The sequence below is a fragment of the Yinghuangia soli genome (assembly GCF_021502675.1).
GTDB classification, from domain to species: domain Bacteria; phylum Actinomycetota; class Actinomycetes; order Streptomycetales; family Streptomycetaceae; genus Yinghuangia; species Yinghuangia soli.
The window spans coordinates 769031-788687 of sequence record NZ_JAKFHA010000001.1; the positions used below are offsets into that span (position 1 = coordinate 769031).

A 19657-nucleotide genomic window follows, 5' to 3' on the forward strand; every position below is an offset into this window, starting at 1 on the left:
GGCGGGGGCCCATGTTCTTGGCAAGTCTCGCAGTGACGATCTCGACGGCGGCCCTGCTCGCCGTCGGCGCCGCCTTCCTGCCGCGCGCCCGGCGCGGCCCGGGGCCGTCCCGCGGCGGTGACCCGGACCGCGAACTCGACCTGTACGAGGTCGCGTTCCTGGCCGGCGGCCCGGGCCGTACGGCCTACACCGCGCTGGTCGGCCTGGTCGACACCGGCAAGCTCCACCTCACCCGCGATGGTCAACTGACAGTGCCCACCGGCACCGCGCAGCTGCCGCCGGTGCCCGCCGCGGTACGCGCCGCCGCACTGACCGGCGGGCGCAACACCGCGGTGCCGATGCCCTTGGTCCGGACCAGGGGTGCGAAGTCCCGAGCGGTCGAGCAGACCGGCATGCGCCTGGCCGCGGACGGCCTGGCCGTACTGCCGGGGTACCGCCCGCGGCTCGCGGTCCGCTACCTCGCGGCCTGCGCCTTCGCCCTGTCGGCAGGTGCGTTCGTGGTGCCGCTGATGGCCTTCCCGTTGCCGGTGGCACTCGCCGTCGCGGTGGCCGGGCTTGCCGGGTCGGCCGGGCTCTGGCACGGCGTGCACAGCCTGCAGGGCCGCACCCTTGCGGGCCGTGCGCGGCTCCGCCTGGCGGCCGACGACCCGCGGTTCGCCCCGGGCGGCCCGTACGGCTTGGCCGGGCAGGTCGCCCTGCACGGCCCGAAGGGGCTGCCGCCCGGCAGTGGGTTCACAGTCGGCGGCCGGCAGGCCACCGCACGCGAAGCCGACGCGCTGCGCCGCAACGGCTCCCACGACTCGTGCGGCAGCCGGTCCGGCTGCGGCGGCGAGTACACGTCGTCGTTCGGCGGCCCGCACCACGACAGCTCCGGCCCCTGAGGGGCAACGGAAAACGCTTGGAGGTCAGGGATGACCGCGCCCGACCCGGCAGGCGCGCCGGGCGACGACCTCGCCGAGAGTCCGCGGGTCAGGACAGCCGTCGGGCCACCGCCTCCGGGAGCGGGTAGACGCGTTCCGGCGGAAGCAGGCGCTTGGCCTGGTCGTCGCGGCCCGCGCGGACGAGTTCGGCGATGCGGTGGGTGCGGGCCGTCAGGTCGGTGATGCCGGTCGTCCAGTCCTCGGCGAACTCCCTGATGCGGGGGCGCCCTACGCCGATCTGGATGCTGTAGTGGTTCAGGGCCGCGCCGCGCAGGGAGCGTTCCGGGTCCCACTGCACGTGGACGTCCGCGGCGGCCAGCGCCCCCGGATCCCCGGTGGTCGGCACCGCGAGCGCGAGGGCCTGCTCCCAGCCGGCGCGGGTGATGCGGACCGCGAGGATGCGTTCCTGGCCGGGCTTGCGGCCCCAGTTGCTGCGCTTCATCAGCCACAGGTACGACGGCTTGATCCACGTCATCCGGCGGAACGAGAAGGGTGCGGCGAACTGCCCGGCGGCCAGGGCGGCGTCGGCGACGGCCGCCGGGTACGCCTGGTAGACGGTGATCGTGTCGGCGCCGAAGTCGGCGCGTATCTCGTGCATCGCGGGCATCCCCGCACCCTGGCAAAAGCGCGGGCCGCGCGGCGACCGCTTTTCGCGGGGCTGCGCGGCCGCACGGCCCCGCGAAGAGCGGTACGAGGTCAGAACAGCTGCGTGCCGCGCTCGTGGCCGAGCAGCCGCTGCTTCTTGTCCAGCCCGCCCGCGTAGCCGGTGAGTGCCCCGTTGGCGGCGATCACGCGGTGGCAGGGCACGATGATCGAGATCGGGTTGCGGCCGTTCGCCGCGCCCACCGCGCGCGACGCGGTCGGCGAGCCGAGCGAGGCGGCCATCGCGCCGTACGACGTGGTCCGGCCGTACGGGATCGTGGTCAACTCGCGCCACACCGAGCGCTGGAAGTCGGTGCCGCGCGGGGCGAGCCGCAGGTCGAACGCGCTGCGCTCGCCCGCGAAGTACTCGTCCAGCTGGGCGGCGACGGTGTCGAACAGGGCGTCGTCGCGGCGCCAGTCGGCGCCGATCTCCGGCACGTACTTGGCGTCCGGGAGCATGAACAGCCCGGTCAGCGCCTCGCCGTCGCCGGTCAGCAGCAGTTCGCCGACCGGCGAGCCGACCACGGTGTAGCGCGGCGGCCCGGCCTGCGGAGCGGTGAACTCCATCGGCTCCCACCCGGATTCGGCGGCAGTGCCGGCCACGGTCAGCGGCAGTGCGTCCTGGACCAGGGTGTCGGTGCTCATGGCGGCGGCCCTTCCTGTGCGGTTCGCGGGGGTTCGCGGTGTGCGCGGTCGCATCACGCAACCCGTACGCACCATGCTGCCTTCCCGGAAGGCCGAGGACCGGCGGTTTTCGGACCTGGCGATGGGCGGACGGCGGGCCGCCCCGCACCGGGGCGGCCCGCCGATACGCACGTCAGGCGTCCGTCGGGTGTACGTCGGCCTGCGTCAGGCCAGGCCCGCCAGCAGCTCGCCGACCGGGCGGCGGCGGCCCGTGTAGAACGGGACCTCCTCGCGCACGTGGCGGCGCGTCTCGGAGCCGCGCAGGTGCCGCATGAGGTCGACGATGCGGTACAGCTCGTCGGCCTCGAAGGCCAGGATCCACTCGTAGTCGCCGAGCGCGAACGACGGCACGGTGTTGGCGCGCACGTCGGGGTAGCCGCGGGCCATCTGGCCGTGCTCGGCGAGCAGGCGGCGGCGCTCGGCGTCCTCCAGGAGGTACCACTCGTACGACCGGACGAACGGGTAGACCGCGACGTAGTTGCGCGGCGTCTCCTCGGCCAGGAACGCCGGGATGTGGCTCTTGTTGAACTCGGCGGGGCGGTGCAGCGCCATGTTCGACCACACCGGCTCGAGCTCGCGGCCCAGCGCGGTGCGGCGGAACAGGTTGTACGCCTCCTGGAGTTCGTCGGAGGACTCCGCGTGCCACCAGATCATCACGTCGGCGTCGGCACGCAGCCCCGAGACGTCGTACGTGCCGCGGACCACCACGTCCTTGTCGAGCAGCTGCTCGAAGAGCGACTCGACCTCGATCGCGAGGGCCGCCCGGTCGTCGGGCAGCGGGCCGCGCAGCCGGAAGACCGACCACATGGTGTAGCGGATGACCGCGTTCAGGTCGCGGGCCTTGCGGCGCGGCGGCACCTGCTCGACGGCGGTCTGGGGAATGTCCGGGTCCTGCGTGGGGTCCTGCGTGGTGGCGTCAGTCATGGACCGATTGTCCCTCTTCCGCCCCGCGGACCCGCACGCCGGGGCGGGTGTCGCGGGCCGCGTCGGACAGCGCGGCCAGGACCCCGGCCGCGGCGCGGCGGCCGCTCGCGATGCAGGCCGGGATGCCGACGCCGTGGTAGGCCGCGCCGCACACCTCCAGACCGGGCAGCCGTTCCACGGCGTCCTCGACGCAGGCGACGCGCCCGAGGTGGCCGATCGCGTACTGCGGGAGGCCGCCGCCCCAGCGGGTGACGCGCGTCTCCAGCGGCGCCGCGGCGATGCCGACCGCGTCGTGCAGGTCGGCGAGCGAATCGGCGACCAGGTCGGCGTCGTCGCGCTGCAGCACGGCCTCTTCGCCGGCCCGGCCGAGCGAGGTGCGCAGCACGAAGGTGTCGGGTCCGGCCTGGTCGATCCAGCCCCACTTGTTGCTCGCGAAGGTGCTGGCCTTGATGCGGCGGCCGTCGACGGGCGGGACCAGGAATCCGCTGCCGGGCAGCGCATGTGCCAGGTCGGCGCGCCGGAAGGCCATGGTCACGATGGCCATGCCCGCGTACTCGATGGAGCCGAGTTCCACCGCGGCCACGTGCGAGTGCGGGGCCAGCAGGCGGGCGGCGGGGGCGGCCGGGACGGCGACGACGACCGCGTCGGCGTCGAGCAGCTCGGGGCTGCGGGTGTCGCCGACGACGACCTGCCAGCCGTCCGGGGTGCGGTTCAGGGCGCGGACCGTGGCGCGGGTGCGGACCGTGCCACGGCCGCTCGCCTCGACGGCCTCGGCGGTGGCGAGGGGCAGCCGGCCGATGCCGCCGGCGATGCCGGTGAAGACCGGTCCTGCGGTGGCCGGATCGGGGGCGCGGTCGACCAGTTCGCGGACGCCGGCGAGCAGGGAGCCGCCGCCGCGGGCGACCGGTACGAGCTGCGGCACCGCGGCGGCCAGCGAGATGGCGTACGCGTCGCCCGCGTAGACGCCGCCGAGCAGCGGTTCCACGAGCCGGTCGACCACTTCGTGGCCGAGCCGCGCGGCGACGAACTTGCCGACCGTGACGTCGTCTTCGTACGGGTGCGGAGCGAGCGCGTGGTCCATCGGCAGCCGTGCGAGGCCGGCCGCGGAGAGCACCCCGGACGCGGCCAGCGAGGTCAGGTCGCCGGGTACGCCCATCACGTGGCCGCGCGGCATGGGCCGCAGCGCGCCGCGCGTCCACAGCGTCGCGGACGCGGTGGCGGGCGGCTGCAGTTCGGCGCCGAGGCCGACCGAGCGGGCGAGATCGGCGCCTTCGGGGCGGCGGGCGAGCATCGACTCGGCGCCCTCGTCGACCGGTACGCCGGCGATCTCGACCGCGGACAGCTTGCCGCCCACACGCGGCGAGCCCTCCAGCACGGTCACGCGGACGCCGGGGCCGCCTTCCCGGCACAGCGCCTCGGCCGCGGCCAGTCCCGAGATGCCGCCTCCGATGACGACGACATGCCGTGTCCCAGGCACTGCGGATGATCCGGAATGGGCCGGCTCGCCGGTGGTCGAACGCATGCAGCCACTGTCTCACGGCGGCTCGGCGGGCCCGGGGTGCGACCCGGCGGCCGCGGCGCCGCCGCCGGGTCGCTCACGGCCCCGATATCGGCGCAGGTCACGGGCGGTGCTCGGCCGGGTCACGGGCTGCCGTCGTTCCGGAAACGCCGGGCGGTCGATACGGACACGTTTACGTCGCGGTGCTCCCGTGGCCGGAACCGTTCGGAGAGGCTTCCCGTCACATAGCCCTCCGGTACGCATCCGCGGCCGGACAACAGCCTTGGGGGGAGCGCATGTTGAGGCGCAGAACAGCTGCCGCGACGGCGGCGGCGAGTCTGGTCCTGCTGCTCGGCGCGTGCAGCAGCGGCGACGACAAGAATTCGAGCGACTCGGGGGCCAGGGCCGGGGCCGGGGCCACGTATGGGGCTGCGGGTCCCGAGAAGCCGAACGCCGTGCCGCAGGGCACCGGCGCGGCGGCGCCGAAGGCGACGGGCGCGCCGGCACCGGAAGCGAGCGCGGGCAGCACCGGCGCCCCCGGCAACAAGCAGGCGGACCCGGCCGTGGTGCCGCGCCGGATGATCCTGGCCGCCGGGGTCGAACTGGAGGCCGACGACCCCGAGGTGGCGTCCGGCCACGCCCGCGCCACGGCGATCGGCATGGGCGGCATGGTGAGCGGCGAGCAGACCACCCGCACGCCGCGCACGATCACGCATCCGGCCGACCCGGCGAAGGGCACGCCGGCCCGCACCGAGACGTTCTCGGTGATCAGTTCGCAGGTGACCCTGAAGGTGCCACCCGCGCAGTTCGATGCGGCGCTGGACCGGCTCTCCACGCTGGGCACGGTCCTCTCGCGCACGCGCACCGCGACCGACATCACCGAGCAGGTGATCGATGTGGAAAGCCGCATCGAGACCCAGCGCAAGAGCGTCGCGCGGGTCCGCGACCTGCTCGCCAAGGCCACGTCGCTCACCGAAATCGTGTCGATCGAGGCGGAGTTGACGCGGCGCGAGGCGGACCTCGAATCGCTCATGAAGCGGCAGCAGACGCTCATCGCGCAGTCCGACCTGGCGACCATCGTGCTCACCGTGAAGTCGCGTCCGGTCGCCGACCCGCCTCCGGCACCGCCGGCCGAGGCGAAGAAGGAGAAGAAGGACGAGGACGGCTTCGTCGAGTCGGTGTACGGCGCGCTGAAGGGCGGCTGGCACGCGTTCTACGAGACGGTCCGGATCATCCTCATCGTGCTGGCCGCGGTACTGCCGTTCGCCGTGCTGGGCGTCGTCCTGTGGCTGGTGCTGGGCCGGTTCGGCAAGCGGCCGACGGTCGCGCTGGGCCGGCGGTGGACCGAGCTCCGGCAGAGCCGCGAGGAAGAAGTCACGCCTTGGGCGAGCCGGCCGCGAGGCCCCGCCTCCGAGTCCGACCCTGCCCCTGGGCCCGACCCCGCCGAGCCCGACCCGGACCCCTACTCTGCGCCCGCGTACGAGGCGGACGAGGACGACGGCTCCGGTCCCGGCCCCCGCTTCCCGTAACCGCGTCGTCGGCCGCGCTGCGGACCGAGCAGGCCGAAACGCGGAGCGCCCCGGACGGATTCGAGATCCGTCCGGGGCGCTCCGCGTATGCCGGTCAGCGCGCCGAGGCGCTGTGCACGTGCTCGACCAGGGCGGTCAGCCGCTCCGGGTCGGTGTTGGGCAGAACGCCGTGCCCGAGGTTGAAGATGTGGCCTTCCGCGGCGCGTCCGGCGGCGAGGACCTCGTCGGCCTTCGCGCGCAGGGTCGCGTCCGGGGTGAACAGCACCGCCGGGTCCAGGTTGCCCTGGACCGCCTTGCCGGGGCCGATGCGGCGGACCGCGTCGTCCAGCGGGATGCGCCAGTCCACGCCCACGACGTCCGCGCCGGCCTCGCCCATCGCGCCGAGCAGTTCGCCGGTGCCGACCCCGAAGTGGATGCGCGGGACGTCGTACGACGCCACCGACGCGAGGACCTTCGCGCTGGCCGGCATGACCGACGCGCGGTAGTCCGCGATCGAGAGCGCGCCCGCCCACGAGTCGAACAGCTGCACCGCCGAGGCGCCCGCCTCGATCTGCACCTTGAGGAACTGCGAGGTGATGTCGGCCAGCCGGTCCAGCAGGGCGGCCCACAGCTCGGGCTCGCCGTACATCATGGCCTTGGTGAACTCGTGGTTCTTGGACGGGCCGCCCTCGACGAGGTAGCTCGCCAGGGTGAACGGCGCGCCCGCGAAGCCGATGAGCGGCGTGCCGCCGAGCTCGGCGGTCAGCTGCTTCACCGCCTCGGTGACGTACGGGACGTCCTCGGGGGTCAGGTCGCGCAGCTGCGCCAGGTCGGCCTTCGACCGGATCGGCTGGGCGACGACGGGGCCGACGCCGGGCTTGATGTCGAGGTCCATGCCGATGGCCTTGAGCGGCACCACGATGTCGCTGAAGAAGATGGCCGCGTCGACCTTGTGGCGGCGCACCGGCTGCAGCGTGATCTCGGTGATGAGGTCCGGCATCATGCACGAGTCGAGCATCGCGATGCCCTCGCGCAGCTTGCGGTACTCGGGCAGCGAGCGGCCGGCCTGGCGCATGAACCACACCGGAGTGTGCGGCACCGGTTCGCGTCGGCAGGCGCGCAGGAAGGCCGAGTCGCGGACGGCTGCGGACGGGGCGGCGGAAGGCGTCGGGCCAGGGGTACGCGGGTCAGTCACATGGCCCATCCTCGCAGACTGCCGGACATGGTCCCGGTCCTTGGTGCCAAGGCCCGCGCGCCTCCTCGGCTGGTCGCGGCCCCGCACATACGCTGCCGGACATGGCAGCAGCAGTCGGCGAGACCGAGGAGCCCGCGGAGTTCCGCCGCGCGGTGGAGCAGATGCGAGCGGCGTCGCTGCGTCCGGAGATCGAGCTGGAGGACATGCCGCGCCCGCGCAACCTGGCGCCTTTCTCCGCGGCGTTCTCCGCCGAGGTCGTGGTGGACGACGAGGAGTTGGGCGGCGGCCGGATCGTGCTGCTGCACGATCCGGGCGGGCACGAGGCGTGGGAGGGCACGTTCCGCTTCGTCACGATGTCGCGTGCCGAGCTGGAACCGGAGATGGCCACTGATCCGCTGCTGCCCGAGGTCGGCTGGACGTGGCTGACCGAGGCGCTGCACCTGCACGGCGCGCAGTACGCGGCGCCGAGCGGCACGGTCAGCCGGGCCACCTCGCAGGGCTTCGGCGGCCTGGAAGGCCAGATCGCCCGGACCGAGATCGAGATCCGCGCGTCGTGGACTCCGGTCGGCGACGACTTCGCGCCGCACATGCAGGCCTGGCTCGACTTGCTGTGCACGTGCGCCGGGCTGCCGCCGCTGGCCTCCGGCGGCGAGAGCGGCGTGGTGCCGATGCCGTCGCGGCCCGCGGTGCGCGACCGCTGACCCCGGCGTACCGTTCGCCCTGCCGGTCACGGACCGGACGCCCCCGCATCGCCCTGCGGGGGCGTCGGCGTGTCCGGGGCGCCCGCGGGACGGCACCAGGGGGTTGTCCGATGTGCGGTGCTTCGCTCGCGGGCAAAGCGTTCTATAACGGATTTGATCTTCCGCCTAAAGGCCGAGGCCGGATCTGCCGAAGGACACAGTGACCACCCCGATGGAGCAAGCAACGAACGCTTCTCGGGAATCGCGATCACTGCGCAGGAGGCCCGGTGTCGGTACTTCTCGATCACCCCGCAAACCTGCTCGCCTACCGTTCGTCCAAGCCCACGGCGATGGTCGTCGGCGCGGGCCCCCCGGGGCGGGGCGGCGGGCTACCCCCCCACGGGGGCCCCGGGGGGGGGCGCGGCGTCGTCGCGGACCCCCGGGTCCGCGACGCCGTCATCCGCCACCTGTGGGCCCTCGGGGTGCGCGACGTCGTCGGGACGTCCACCATCGCCGAGGCTCGATCCCGTGCCGGCACGCCGCGCGATCTGTGCATCGCCGACGTGCACCTGCCCGACGGTTCCGGCCTGGCCCTGCTCACTGAGATGCGGGCCTGCGGCTGGCCGAACGGTCTGGCGCTCTCCGCTGCCGACGACATCGGCGCCGTACGATCCGCGCTCGCCGCGGGAGTGCGGGGCTACGTCGTGACAGGTGCGCGGGCGGGATTGACTCCGGGACACGCACGGCAGGCGGGCATCAACGGTATGGCGGGCATGTCCGCCGCTCAACGACTGCGTCCCGAGCACAACGGGACCGACCCCACCTCGGGCTGCCGCGAGCTGTCGGCCCGCGAGATCGAGGTGCTGCGACTGGTCGCCGAAGGCCGGTCCAACAAGGCGATCGGCCAGGCGATGGGCCTGTCCGCGCTGACCGTGAAGAGCCACCTGGCGCGCATCGCGCGCAAGATGGGCACCGGCGACCGGGCCGGCATGGTGGCCCTCGCGCTTCGCGCGGGGATCATCAGCTGACCCGACGCACGGCTTCTTTCCCGGGGCCGCGGCGCGTCCTGCGCCGCGGCCTTTCGGGGCCTTTCGGCCCGCGCTCCGCGACACGACCGGGCCGATCCGGGAATTCCCGGGTCCGACCGCCCGGCCGTATCGCATCAAACCGGGCAGACTCACCGGCACCCCGGCAGGCAGCGTCATCGCCTGCCGGGGTTTCGGCGTATTTTGTAAAGGTGACCGACGCTTTCGAACAAACCGTTTCCGAACAGCCGGCGCCGGTCCCTCTGCTGGCACCCCGCGAGGGCGTCCCGCCGGTCGTGGCGGATGCCGACACCCTCGCCGGGACGGTCGCGGCCTTCGCCTCGGGCGACGGTCCCGTGGCCGTGGACGCCGAACGGGCGTCGGGCTACCGGTACGGCCAGCGCGCCTACCTGATCCAGCTGCGCCGCGCGGGAGCCGGCACGGCCTTGATCGACCCGATCGCCTGTCCGGACCTGTCCGAGCTGGGGGCCGCGATCGCCGATGCCGAGTGGGTGCTGCACGCTGCCTCGCAGGACCTGCCGTGCCTGGCCGAGGTCGGCATGGTGCCCGGGCGCATCTTCGACACCGAGCTCGCCGGCCGGCTGGCCGCGTACCCGCGGGTCGGCCTGGGCGCGATGGTGGAGACGGTCCTCGGCTTCTCGCTGGAGAAGGGCCACTCGGCGGTCGACTGGTCGACGCGCCCGCTGCCCGAGCCGTGGCTGCGCTATGCCGCGCTCGACGTCGAGGTGCTGGTCGAGCTGCGCGACCGGCTCGAAGAGGTGCTGGCCGAGCAGGGCAAGCTGGACTGGGCGCTGGAGGAGTTCGCGGCCATCGCCGCGGCGCCGCCGCCTTCGCCGCGGGTGGACCCGTGGCGCCGCACGTCCGGGCTGCACCGGGTACGCCGGCGCCGCCAGCTGGCGATCGTGCGGGCGCTGTGGGAGGCCCGCGACAAGATCGCCCGGACCAAGGACGTGTCGCCCGGCCGGGTGATCCCGGACACCGCGATCGTCGAGGCCGCGCTGGCCGGGCCCGCTTCGGTGTCCGCGCTGATGGCGCTGCCCGGCTTCACCGGCCGGGACAGCCGCCGCCAGGCGGCCGCGTGGCTGGCCGCCATCGAGGCGGGGCGCGCGGTGCCGGACGACCGGCTGCCGCCGTCCACGCTGCCGCACGAGGGGCCGCCGCCGGCGCGCGCGTGGGGCGACAAGGACCCGGCCGCGGCCGAGCGCCTGACGGCCGCCAAGACGGCGGTCGCGGCCATCGCCGACGAGCACGGCCTGCCCACCGAGAACCTCCTCGCCCCGGACGCGGTCCGCAGGCTGTCGTGGACGCCGCCGTCGGCTCCGTCGGCGGATGCGGTCGCCGCGGCGCTGCGGGCGCAGGGGGCCCGCGAATGGCAGATCCGCCTGACCGCGCCGGCCCTGTCCGGCGCCTTCCTGCGCATCGCCGCGCACGGCCCGAGCGCCAACGGAAGCCCCGAGTCATAGCGTCACGTCCGCAACCCGCATACGGCCCGGCGGCCTCGAACCGCCGGGCCGCGGCGTTTGCGCGCGCAGGGCGCCGACGAGCGGCGGAACCGCCTTGCCGCACCGGCCCTACGTCCTCTTGGTCTCGGCTTTCCGAACATTTGACGTGGCGTCACGGCCTGGCGGGGCTTTGCGCATTGACGCGCGATCCCCGGCGGTGCTTTGGTGAGGCTTGCCTAATTTCCACCCCACCATTGCACCTGTCTGCATGCGCGCCGACCCGGTGCGCCGAGGAGTACCGCGGTGTTCGCCAACTACCTGATAGGCCTGCGTGAGGGCCTCGAAGCCGCCCTCGTGGTCAGCATCCTCGTGGCTTACCTGGTCAAGAGCGGGCGCAGCGACCGGCTGCCGCCGGTGTGGGGCGGCGTGGCGGTCGCGGTGGCGCTGAGCCTCGGGTTCGGCGCGTTCCTGGAGTTCACCTCGGCCGAGATGACCTTCGAGCAGCAGGAGCTGTTCGGCGGCACGCTGTCGATCGTCGCGGTGGTCCTGGTGACCTGGATGGTCTTCTGGATGCGCAAGACCGCGCGGCACCTGAAGGCGGAGCTGCACGGCAAGTTGGACGCCGCCCTCGCGATGGGCACCGGCGCGCTGGTGCTGACCGCATTCCTGGCGGTGGGCCGCGAGGGCCTGGAGACCGCGCTGTTCGTGTGGACCGCGGTGCGCGCCACCGAGGACGGCACCGACCCGCTGATCGGCGTCGCGCTGGGCATCGCCACCGCGGTGGTCTTCGCGTACTTCTTCTACAAGGGCGCGGTGCGGCTGAACCTGGCGCGGTTCTTCACGTGGACCGGCGGGGCCCTGATCGTGGTCGCGGCGGGCGTGCTCGCGTACGGAGTGCACGACCTGCAGGAGGCCGAGTTCCTGCCGGGCCTGAACGACCGGGCCTTCGACGTGTCCGAGACCATCGAGCCGGCCAGCTGGTACGGGACGCTGCTCAAGGGCGTCTTCAACTTCCAGCCGAACCCGTCGGTCGCCCAGTGCATCGTGTGGACCGCCTACCTGGTCCCGGTCATGGCGATCTTCCTGTTCCACAAGCCGAAGGGCGGGGCCGCCGCCGCAGCCCCGCCCTCGTCTTCATCCACTTCGTCCACTTCGTCGGCCGCGCCCGCGGCCGGCGGTCAGGCGAACAGCGCCCTGCCCCAGTAGTCGTCCGCGGCCCGCACCCCGGGCGGGCACGCGAACAGCGCGGACCCGACGTGCTGGATGTACTCGTTCAGGGAGTCCTGCGCGGCGAGCTTCTGCTGCAGCGGGACGAACCCGCGGCGCGGGTCGCGCTGGTAGGCGAGGAAGAACAGGCCGGCGTCGAGGCGCCCGAGCCCGTCCGAGCCGTCCACGAAGGAGTAGCCGCGGCGCAGGATGGTCACGCCGTCGTTGCTGTCCGGGTGCGACAGGCGGACGTGCGCGTCCTCCTTGAGTGCCTTGAGCGGCACGTCGTCGTGCTCCGCGGCGGCGCCGAACGGGGCGCCTTCGCCCTTGTTGCGGCCGATGATGTCCTCCTGCTCGCCGAGCGGGGTGCGGTCCCACGTCTCGATGTGCATGCGGATCCGGCGGGCCACCAGGTACGAGCCGCCGGCCATCCAGTCGGCGCCGTCCTCGGCGCGGGCCCACACATGCTCGTCGAGCCGCTTGGTGTCGTCGCCCGCGATGTTGCGGGTGCCGTCCTTGAAGCCGAAGAGGTTGCGCGGGGTCTGCGCGTGCGGGGTCGTCGAGGACGTCTTGCCGAAGCCCAGCTGCGACCACCGCACCGCGACCGTGCCGAAGCCGATGCGCGCCAGGTTGCGGATGGCGTGCACGGCGACCTGCGGGTCGTCCGCGCACGCCTGGATGCAGATGTCGCCGCCGGAGCGGGCCGGGTCGAGGTTGTCCGCGGGGAACGGCGGCAGTTCGGCGAGGGCGACCGGGCGCTTGGCCGCGATGCCGAACCGGTCCTTGTTGTCCTTGACGAACAGCGAGGGGCCGAAGCCGATGGTGAGCGTCAGGTTGGCGGCGGGCAGGCCGATCGCCTCGCCGGTGTCGTCCGGCGGGGCCTCCGGGATGCCGTCGACGGCGCCCTTGCCGACCGCCTGACCCTGCGTCATGGCCCGGGCCGCGGCGGTCCACTGCTGCAGGAGCCGGACGAGCTTGGCGCGGTCGTCGGTGACCACGTCGAACGCGACGAAGTGCAGGCGGTCCTGGACAGGCGTGCTGATGCCCGCCTGGTGCTCGCCCTCGAAGGGCACCGCCTCGGTGGTCACCCGGTTCGCGGCGGGCCCGTCGTCGGCGGTGGTCACGGCAGCGGCCACACCGCCGGCCGCGCCGGCCCCGACCGCGAGCGCGCCGCCGGTCCAGCCGATGAGCGCACGGCGGCTGACCCCGCCGGAGCGGTCGTCCGCCTCGGCGGCCTCGCCGGCCGGGGCCTGGGCCTGGGTCTGGGCGGATGTCTCGTCCGCGGGCTCGGCCTTCGGTTCATCCGTCGGCTTGTCCTTCGGCTCGCTTGCCTGCTCGCTTGCCTGCTCGCTCGTCGGCTCGGCCGCCGGTCCGCTGGTCGGCTCGGCCGCGGCGTCCGTGTTCTCCGGCTCTCCGGTCATCGGGTACTCCCTTCGGGGCTTCGGGTCCCGGACGCGCGGGCGGGGACCGCAGGCAGACGGTGCCGTGCCTGCGGTCCCCGGTTCTTGGCGTACGGGCGCTGCCGGTGGTGTCCGGCTACTGGGCGACCGCGGCGGCGAGCTTGGACAGCGGCTCGGCGAGGGCGTTGACGGCGTCCGACAGCTCCTTGCGCTGCGGCTCGCCGACCGTCTCGTAGGAGACGTAGCCGTCGCCCTTCTTGTACTTGGCCAGTTCGGCCTCGATCTTGGCGAACTCGGCGGCGAGCTGCGTGGCCAGCGCCGCGTCCTTCTCCTGGACGACCGGCTTGAGCAGCTCGAACGCCTTCTTGGCGCCGACCACGTTGCCGTCGAAGTCGACCAGGTCGGTGTGGCTGAACGCCTCTTCCTCGCCGGTGACCTTGCCGGTCGCGACCTCGTCGAGGAGTTCCTTGGCGCCGTTGGCGATCGAGGTCGGGGTGATCTCGGCGGTGCCGACCTTGGCCTGCAGGTCCTTGTAGTCGGCCAGCAGCTGGTCGGCGTACTTGCCGTCCTCGGCGGTGAGGGTGCCGGTGGTCCAGAGCGTCTTCTCGAGGCGGTGCCAGCCGGTGAACTCCTGGTTCGGCTCCAGGTCGGCCTCGCGCACGTCCATCTTGGGGTCGAGGTCGCCGAAGCTCTCCGCGACCGGCTCGATGCTCTCCCAGCCGTAGCGGGACTTCGCGTACAGGTCCTTGGCCTTGGCGGTGTCGCCGGCCTTGACCGCGGCGGCGAACTGCTCGACCAGCGGCAGGCCGTTGTCGACCTGGGCCTGCACGTAGGCGCGGTAGTCCGCGACCGCCTTGGCCAGGCGCGGGTCGAGCGGCTTCTCCGAGGCGACGCCGGACACCTTGACGGTCTGCCGGATGCCGTCGCCCTTCATGCCGGGCTTGCAGGCGACCTCGTAGTCGCCGGCCTTGATGTCGAAGGTGATCTCGACCGAGGTACCGGGGCCGATGTTCTCCCGCTCGGTCACGATGCGGTCGCCCTGGGCGTAGACGTACACCTCGGTGACCTGGCTGCCCTTGTTGGACACCTTCAGGGTGTTCTTGCCCGGCGCCCACTCGGTCTTGGCGACCTCGCACTTCTTGTCGCTCGCGACGACCTTGACGGCGTCGCCGCCGCCGGAGTCGCTGCTGCACGCGGCGAGGGCCGGAACGGCCAGGACGGCGGTCCCGGCTATGACGGCGAACGAACGGCGGACGGCAGGCATGGGAACGCTCCAGCGGGGACAGGAAAAGCGAAATTAAGGTAAGGCGAGGCTAAGTAAGCCAAGCCTTCGCTGAATTCTGTCAGCGGCACCCCATGGGGTCACCAGAGCTCAGTAAAGAATGGGCAACCCCGCCCCCGGCCGCGCCCGGCCGCTACTCGGCCCCCGCTCACTCCCGGTTCGGACGGCCGTGCGAAGATCCCCATCCGACCAGGTCACGGGGGGATTCCATGCACCGGCGCACGTTCACCGCCGCAGGTACGGCCGTCGCCGCCGTGCTCACTCTCACACTGTCCGGCTGCGGTCTCGGCGGCCCGGCCGGCAAGGCGGTCGAGGCGGCGTCGGCGGAGCGCACCGCCACGGCCGTCCCGGAGGCGTCCGCCGCACCGGGACCCGCGACCCGCAAGCCGGACGGCACCAAGAGCCCGTCGGCCACCGCTTCGCCCTCGCCTGCCGGATCGCCGTCGGATGCCGAGGCGCTGGCGATCCTCGCCAGGGTGGACATCTCGGCGGCCACCCCGTCCGGCGGGCTCGACGAGGCCGCCGCGGCCAAGCTTCTGGCCGATCCCATGCTGTCGCTGGTCAAGGCGAGTTGGCGGCTGGCGAAGCCGAGGTTCCGACTGGACGGCCCCCTCATCGGCACGCTCCGGTCCCCCGAGGTCCTGCGGCCCGCTCCGGCGCCCGGCGGGGACAACTGGTTCGCGGTGAGCGGCCGCGACAGCGACGGCACCGAAATCTTCGCGGTGTTCCGCAAGACCGCGGCCGAGCCGGTGTGGAAGCTGGCCATGCTCTCGCATGTCCAAGAGGGCCTGATCCTCCCCGGCATCCGCAAGGACAAGGGCACCGCGGAGACGATCGACGCGGCCGCGGGCGGCAGCGGTCTGGCCGCCGACCCGGCGGGCACCTGCGCAGCGCTCATCGAGCAGCGCGGCGCCCGCCGGCTCGAACCCGGCCAATGGGGACCGAACCTCCTCGACGAGGAGTCCAAGATCGCCGAGTACATCGCCGAGGAGCGGAGCCAGGGGCTCTCCAACGAACTCACCGTCAAGCCCAGGACGGACGCCGTGGGACCGGTCTGGCGGACCACCGACGGCGGGGCGCTGGTGCCGTGCGTGCGCGAGAACCGCTGGAAGGTGAACGTCCGGCCCGGCTACGGAGCCATCGTGCAGGAAGGCAAGAGCCGCTACCTCGACGACGTCCCCGGCGAGAAGATCACCGGCTGGGTCGACACGAACATCAGCATGGACTTCATCCACATCCCGCCGAGCGGGAACACAGTGAGCAAGCCGGACATCATGGCGGGCGTGACCTACCCGCTCGACTACTCCTCGACGCCGGCCCGCTGACCCGGAGCGCTGATCCGGCCGCTGATTCGAAGCGGACCGTGCCCCGTTCGTGCGGCGCATGTTCGCGTGTTCCGACCGGCGAAAAGCCGCGGATGCGTGCGCTCCGCCCACCGGAAGGTCCGCGTCGCGCGGCGCCAACCCCTCCGTCTTGTAGCCGAACTGACTGTATGTCAGATTGCTGGCGCGCTGTCGCAGCGCCTGCTCCACCTGCGTCACCTTGCCCCACGCACAGACCTCACGGCGGTGCCCGGGCGGGCTCGGTGCGCCGCTTCCCTGCACGTTCCCGGAACGTCCCCGGCACGTTCGGTGCCCGGGCGAGAGGAAGCACATGCGAATATCCGGTCGGACGAAGGCCGCTGGGGCGGCCGCCGGCTTCCTGGCCCTGCTGGCGGCGCCGTTACCCGCACTGGCCGCGGACCCCGCGCCGCCGGGCGCGCCGGACCCCGCGGTGGTGTCGTCGCTCGGCGTCCTGAGCGGGGACCGCCCCGCCGCGGACCCGGTCCGCGATGCGACCGTCACGCTCATCACCGGCGACAAGGTCACCGTGCGCACGGTCGGCGGACGGCGGACCGCCCAGGTCGCGCCGGGGCCCGGGCGCCAGGATGTGGCGTTCACCGTGGTCGACGACGAGCGCGGCATCGCCGTGCTCCCCGCGGACGCGGTCGCGGCCGTGGCCGCCGGGAAGATCGCCCCGGGGTTCTTCGACGTCACGCAACTCATCGCGTGGGGCTACGACGACGCCAGTACCGCGGTCCTGCCGGTGCTGGCCCGGCGGCCGGCCGGTGTCGCGGCCGATGCGGCGCCGCCGCGGGGCATGGCGAAGAGCCGGTCGTTCGCGCGCATCGACACCGACGCGCTGACCGTGGACAAGTCCCAGGCCGCCCGTACGTGGCAGGAACTCGTGGGCGCGGAGCCGCCGGCGCGGCAGCGCGACCCGCGGGCGCCGCTCGGCGGCGGCAAGGCCGCGAAGCTGTGGCCGGACGGCAAGGCCGAGCTGCAGGACGCCGCGATCGACAAACTGGTGAACGCCGCTCCCGCGGCCGCGGCCGGCTACACGGGTGCGGGGGCCGTCGTCGCGGTGCTCGACACGGGGTACGACCCGACGCACCCGGACCTGCAGGGCGTGGTGATCGCGGCCAAGGACTTCACCGGCGCGGGCATCGTCGACACGAACGGCCACGGCACGCACGTCTCCACGATCATCGCGGGCAGCGGTGCCGCGTCGGGCGGCCGGCACAAGGGCATCGCGCCCGGAGCCAAGCTCGTGCAGGGCCGGATCTGCAACTCCGGCTGCCCCCAGTCGGCGATCCTGGCGGGCATCGAGTGGGCGGTGCAGACGCAGGGCGCGCACATCGTCAACCTCAGCATCGGCGGCCCGGCCCAGAAGGACGACCCGATCGTCTCCGCCATCAACTCCTATGCGCTGTTCGCGGGGACGCTGTTCGTGGTCGCCGCGGGCAACGACGGGCCGAGCGCCCGCACGGTCACGTCGCCGGGTACCGCGGCCGCGGCGCTGACCGTCGGCGCGGGCCGGGGCGGCGACGGGATCGCGTCGTTCTCCGGCCGCGGCCCGACGAAGTTCGACAACCTCGCGAAGCCCGACCTGGTCACGCCCGGCACCAACACCGTCGCCGGCCGGGCCGCGGGCACCGGCATGGGCATCCCGGTGGACCAGTACTACACGTCGGCGAACGGCACTTCGATGGCCACCCCGGTGGCGGCGGGGGCGGCCGCGCTCATCAAGCAGCAGCACCCGTCCTGGGCGAGCCTGTACATCAAGGGCGCGCTGACCGCGTCGGCCCGTCCGATGCCCGGTCTGACGGTGTTCGAGCAGGGCGCGGGGCATCTCGACATCGGGGCTGCGCTGCAGCGCGACATCGTGCCGTACCTCGTGGGCCAGGTGAACGTGCCCGCACCGCACCCGGCGGGCCAGTCCGTGCAGAACGGCACCACGCTGTTCAACGGCGGCACTTCCGCGGCCGCGCTGAACTTCGGCGTGCAGGCCTACACCGAGCAGGGCACCGCCGCGCCCGCGGGCCTGGTCGCGATGACCGCCGCGCAGGCCACTCTCGCGGCCGGTGCGGCGTACAAGGCCGATGTCACGGTCCGCGGCGACCTCGCACCGCCCGGCACGTACGTGGCGGTGGTCACCGCGACCGACACCGCGGGCAAGGTACGCAGCGTCTTCCCGGTCTCCGTGCACATCGCGCCCGCCAAGCACCGGCTCACCCTGACCGCGCTCGACCGCAACGGCCAACCCGCCTCGGGCACCGTGCTGTTGCACAGCGGCCGCAACAACCTGTACCGGAACTTCACCCTGGTCGACGGTGCGCTGGACTGCACGCCGGACGCCGCGGGTGCGGATCCGTGCATGCTCGACGGGTTCGACTACCTGGCCCGCGCGGTGCTGACCGCGAAGGACGCGGGCGGTGCGACGACCGCATTCGACTTCGCGTTCCGCACGGTGTCGATGGGGGCGGGCCCGGTGGCCTGGACCGTGGACGCGCGGCAGATGAAGCCGATGGGCGTGACCGTGGACACCGCGGGCGCCGCGATCGAGTCGCAGACGGTCGTCGCACGGCACCCGTCGTTCGGCGAGGTGCTGTGGTTCGGCGGCCGGGGCAGCACCACGTCGGCCACCGGCGGGCTGCACACGAACCGCGTGATGCCGGTCGCCGCGCCGGGGCTGACGTACTTGAACCGCACCACGTGGACGAACGGGACCGCGTCGAGCCCGTACCGGTACGAGGTGCTGGACGCGCGCGAGAACGGTGTGCCGTCGGTGCCGGGCGTCGCGGCCACGAAGGCCGGCAGTGCGCATCTGGCCGGGCGCTACAAGGCGCAGGGCGTGGCGCCGAGCGGCGGCGGGATGCTCGGGCACGACGCGGCGTACAAGGGCGTGCCGATGCGGATCAGCTTCCCGACGCCGGTCACCGTGCCGTACCGGGTCGACGAATACCTGACCGCGGCACCGGACATCTCCTGGGGGACGTTGTTCTCGATCCAGGCGGCGGGCGGCGAGCCGAACACGATGCTGGACCGCAACTTCCAGTCCTACAGCCCGGGTTCGTCCACGTCGCAGGTGCGCGGCGCGGCCGTGGTCGGCCCGGTGCTGCCGCAGACCGTCGGCACGCGCATCGGCGACGTCCTGACGTTCGGGCAACCGGGGCGCCACGCCGACGACTTCTGGCGCACCGGGGCGGTGGACTTCTTCGGCGACTCGTGGGGCGGCGGCAAGACGCTGAGCCCGGTGGACGCGTCCTCGAAGGTGACCGTCCGAGCCGGGACGCAGCAACTCGCCGTGCAGCCCTGGACCCAGGGCGCGGGCATGCAGGTCGCGCTGCCGCCCGGGACGAGCACCGTGACGGTCGACGCGGACATATCCCGGACGACGGCCTACTCCACCCTCTCCCCGCGGGTCCGGGCCACGTGGACGTTCGGCACGTCCACGACCCCCGGCACGCAGGCCGCCGCGCTGCCGATCATGGCGCCGCGCACGATCTGCGGTGCGGACACGCTCGACGACTACAACCGGGTGAAGACCGGCACGCCGCTCATGTGCCTGGTGCCGTTCGAGACGCAGCCGGGCTTCGGCAACGGCTACGTGAGCCTGGCCACGGCCAAGGCGGAGATGTCCACGAACGACGGGCAGACCTGGACCCAGGTGGCCGGCTTCGGGCCGAACAACCAGGTGCTGAACGTGCCGGGGGTCGCCGCTCCGGGCTATGTCTCGCTGCGCATCTCGGGGACGGACGCAGCCGGGAACAGCGCGGTGGTGACGGTGATCCGCGCGTACCAGGTGATCGCGTAACGGCCCGGGCCGCGCCCTCTGCCGACGGGCAGGGGGCGCGGCCCGGCCACGGCCCCAGCCGGGCCCCTGCCCCTCCCCCAGCCCGTGCCCGTGG

Annotated in this window: 15 protein-coding genes; 8 read left to right on the forward strand and 7 right to left on the reverse strand. The window is 73.3% G+C overall.

What is annotated here, in order from left to right; genetic code table 11:
* The first annotated feature begins 32 nt into the window (after nucleotides 1–32).
* Nucleotides 33–881: a TIGR04222 domain-containing membrane protein gene (locus LZ495_RS03330; RefSeq protein ID WP_235050298.1), complete on the forward strand. Its 849-nt coding sequence runs from the start codon at nucleotides 33–35 to the stop codon at nucleotides 879–881.
* 88 nt (nucleotides 882–969) lie between these two features.
* Here the strand turns inward: LZ495_RS03330 and LZ495_RS03335 are convergent, their stop codons facing one another.
* The 4 genes from LZ495_RS03335 to hemG all read right to left on the reverse strand — a co-directional run bounded on the left by LZ495_RS03335 (nucleotide 970) and on the right by hemG (nucleotide 4692).
* Nucleotides 970–1527 (reverse strand): DUF4291 family protein, encoded by a 558-nt coding sequence (locus LZ495_RS03335; RefSeq protein WP_235050299.1) that lies wholly within the window; start codon nucleotides 1525–1527, stop codon nucleotides 970–972.
* Nucleotides 1528–1616: 89 nt separating this feature from the next.
* On the reverse strand, nucleotides 1617–2129 hold the full coding sequence (locus LZ495_RS03340; RefSeq protein WP_235050484.1) for a methylated-DNA--[protein]-cysteine S-methyltransferase: 513 nt from the start codon (nucleotides 2127–2129) through the stop codon (nucleotides 1617–1619).
* A gap of 282 nt (nucleotides 2130–2411) precedes the next feature.
* Complete coding sequence (gene hemQ / locus LZ495_RS03345; protein WP_235050300.1) at nucleotides 2412–3170, reverse strand: hydrogen peroxide-dependent heme synthase; 759 nt, start codon at nucleotides 3168–3170, stop codon at nucleotides 2412–2414.
* Nucleotides 3163–4692, reverse strand: a complete 1530-nt coding sequence (gene hemG, locus LZ495_RS03350) for a protoporphyrinogen oxidase (protein ID WP_235050301.1) — start codon at nucleotides 4690–4692, stop codon at nucleotides 3163–3165. Before hemG ends, hemQ begins: the two co-directional genes overlap by 8 nt.
* A 272-nt stretch (nucleotides 4693–4964) precedes the next feature.
* Between hemG and LZ495_RS03355 the strand changes: the two genes are divergently transcribed.
* Nucleotides 4965–6197, forward strand: coding sequence for a DUF4349 domain-containing protein (locus tag LZ495_RS03355; RefSeq protein WP_235050302.1), 1233 nt, complete (start codon nucleotides 4965–4967; stop codon nucleotides 6195–6197).
* Nucleotides 6198–6291: 94 nt separating this feature from the next.
* Here the strand turns inward: LZ495_RS03355 and hemE are convergent, their stop codons facing one another.
* A complete protein-coding gene (hemE, locus tag LZ495_RS03360) occupies nucleotides 6292–7371 on the reverse strand; it encodes a uroporphyrinogen decarboxylase (RefSeq protein ID WP_235050303.1) in 1080 nt (359 codons plus the stop codon).
* Nucleotides 7372–7472: 101 nt separating this feature from the next.
* Here hemE and LZ495_RS03365 point away from each other — a divergent pair, with 101 nt between their 5' ends.
* The 4 genes from LZ495_RS03365 (at nucleotide 7473) to efeU (ending at nucleotide 11745) form a co-directional block, all read left to right on the forward strand.
* The gene (locus tag LZ495_RS03365) at nucleotides 7473–8072 is read left to right on the forward strand and encodes a DUF3000 domain-containing protein (RefSeq protein WP_235050304.1); all 600 of its coding nucleotides are present in this window, start codon (nucleotides 7473–7475) and stop codon (nucleotides 8070–8072) included.
* 266 nt (nucleotides 8073–8338) lie between these two features.
* The gene (locus LZ495_RS03370; protein WP_235050305.1) at nucleotides 8339–9079 is read left to right on the forward strand and encodes a response regulator transcription factor; all 741 of its coding nucleotides are present in this window, start codon (nucleotides 8339–8341) and stop codon (nucleotides 9077–9079) included.
* Nucleotides 9080–9288: 209 nt separating this feature from the next.
* Entirely contained in the window at nucleotides 9289–10560 is a 1272-nt protein-coding gene (locus LZ495_RS03375) for an HRDC domain-containing protein (protein ID WP_235050306.1), read from the forward strand.
* Nucleotides 10561–10842: 282 nt separating this feature from the next.
* Nucleotides 10843–11745 (forward strand): iron uptake transporter permease EfeU, encoded by a 903-nt coding sequence (efeU, locus tag LZ495_RS03380; RefSeq protein ID WP_235050307.1) that lies wholly within the window; start codon nucleotides 10843–10845, stop codon nucleotides 11743–11745.
* Here the strand turns inward: efeU and efeB are convergent.
* Together efeB and efeO are read right to left on the reverse strand one after the other, a co-directional pair.
* On the reverse strand, nucleotides 11718–13166 hold the full coding sequence (efeB, locus tag LZ495_RS03385; protein ID WP_235050308.1) for an iron uptake transporter deferrochelatase/peroxidase subunit: 1449 nt from the start codon (nucleotides 13164–13166) through the stop codon (nucleotides 11718–11720). The two genes, efeU and efeB, sit on opposite strands and share 28 nt — an antisense overlap.
* 115 nt (nucleotides 13167–13281) lie before the next feature.
* A complete protein-coding gene (gene efeO / locus LZ495_RS03390) occupies nucleotides 13282–14409 on the reverse strand; it encodes an iron uptake system protein EfeO (RefSeq protein ID WP_235050309.1) in 1128 nt (375 codons plus the stop codon).
* A 227-nt stretch (nucleotides 14410–14636) separates the two neighbouring features.
* On the opposite strand from efeO, the gene LZ495_RS03395 reads away from it, so the two are divergent.
* Both LZ495_RS03395 and LZ495_RS03400 read left to right on the forward strand, forming a co-directional pair.
* Nucleotides 14637–15752, forward strand: a complete 1116-nt coding sequence (locus tag LZ495_RS03395; RefSeq protein ID WP_235050310.1) for a DUF8094 domain-containing protein — start codon at nucleotides 14637–14639, stop codon at nucleotides 15750–15752.
* A gap of 328 nt (nucleotides 15753–16080) precedes the next feature.
* Nucleotides 16081–19563, forward strand: coding sequence for a S8 family serine peptidase (locus tag LZ495_RS03400; RefSeq protein WP_235050311.1), 3483 nt, complete (start codon nucleotides 16081–16083; stop codon nucleotides 19561–19563).
* Nucleotides 19564–19657 lie beyond the last annotated feature (94 nt).

What these genes read in the sequence shown, in the direction of transcription:
- LZ495_RS03335 (WP_235050299.1), bottom strand. Translation starts at nt 1,527, where the DNA reads ATGCCCGCGATGCACGAGATACGCGCCGACTTCGGCGCCGACACGATC.
- LZ495_RS03340 (WP_235050484.1), bottom strand. Translation starts at nt 2,129, where the DNA reads ATGGAGTTCACCGCTCCGCAGGCCGGGCCGCCGCGCTACACCGTGGTC.
- hemQ (WP_235050300.1), bottom strand. Translation starts at nt 3,170, where the DNA reads ATGACTGACGCCACCACGCAGGACCCCACGCAGGACCCGGACATTCCC.
- hemG (WP_235050301.1), bottom strand. Translation starts at nt 4,692, where the DNA reads ATGCGTTCGACCACCGGCGAGCCGGCCCATTCCGGATCATCCGCAGTG.
- LZ495_RS03355 (WP_235050302.1), top strand. Translation starts at nt 4,965, where the DNA reads ATGTTGAGGCGCAGAACAGCTGCCGCGACGGCGGCGGCGAGTCTGGTC.
- LZ495_RS03365 (WP_235050304.1), top strand. Translation starts at nt 7,473, where the DNA reads ATGGCAGCAGCAGTCGGCGAGACCGAGGAGCCCGCGGAGTTCCGCCGC.
- efeB (WP_235050308.1), bottom strand. Translation starts at nt 13,166, where the DNA reads ATGACCGGAGAGCCGGAGAACACGGACGCCGCGGCCGAGCCGACCAGC.
- efeO (WP_235050309.1), bottom strand. Translation starts at nt 14,409, where the DNA reads ATGCCTGCCGTCCGCCGTTCGTTCGCCGTCATAGCCGGGACCGCCGTC.
- LZ495_RS03395 (WP_235050310.1), top strand. Translation starts at nt 14,637, where the DNA reads ATGCACCGGCGCACGTTCACCGCCGCAGGTACGGCCGTCGCCGCCGTG.
- LZ495_RS03400 (WP_235050311.1), top strand. Translation starts at nt 16,081, where the DNA reads ATGCGAATATCCGGTCGGACGAAGGCCGCTGGGGCGGCCGCCGGCTTC.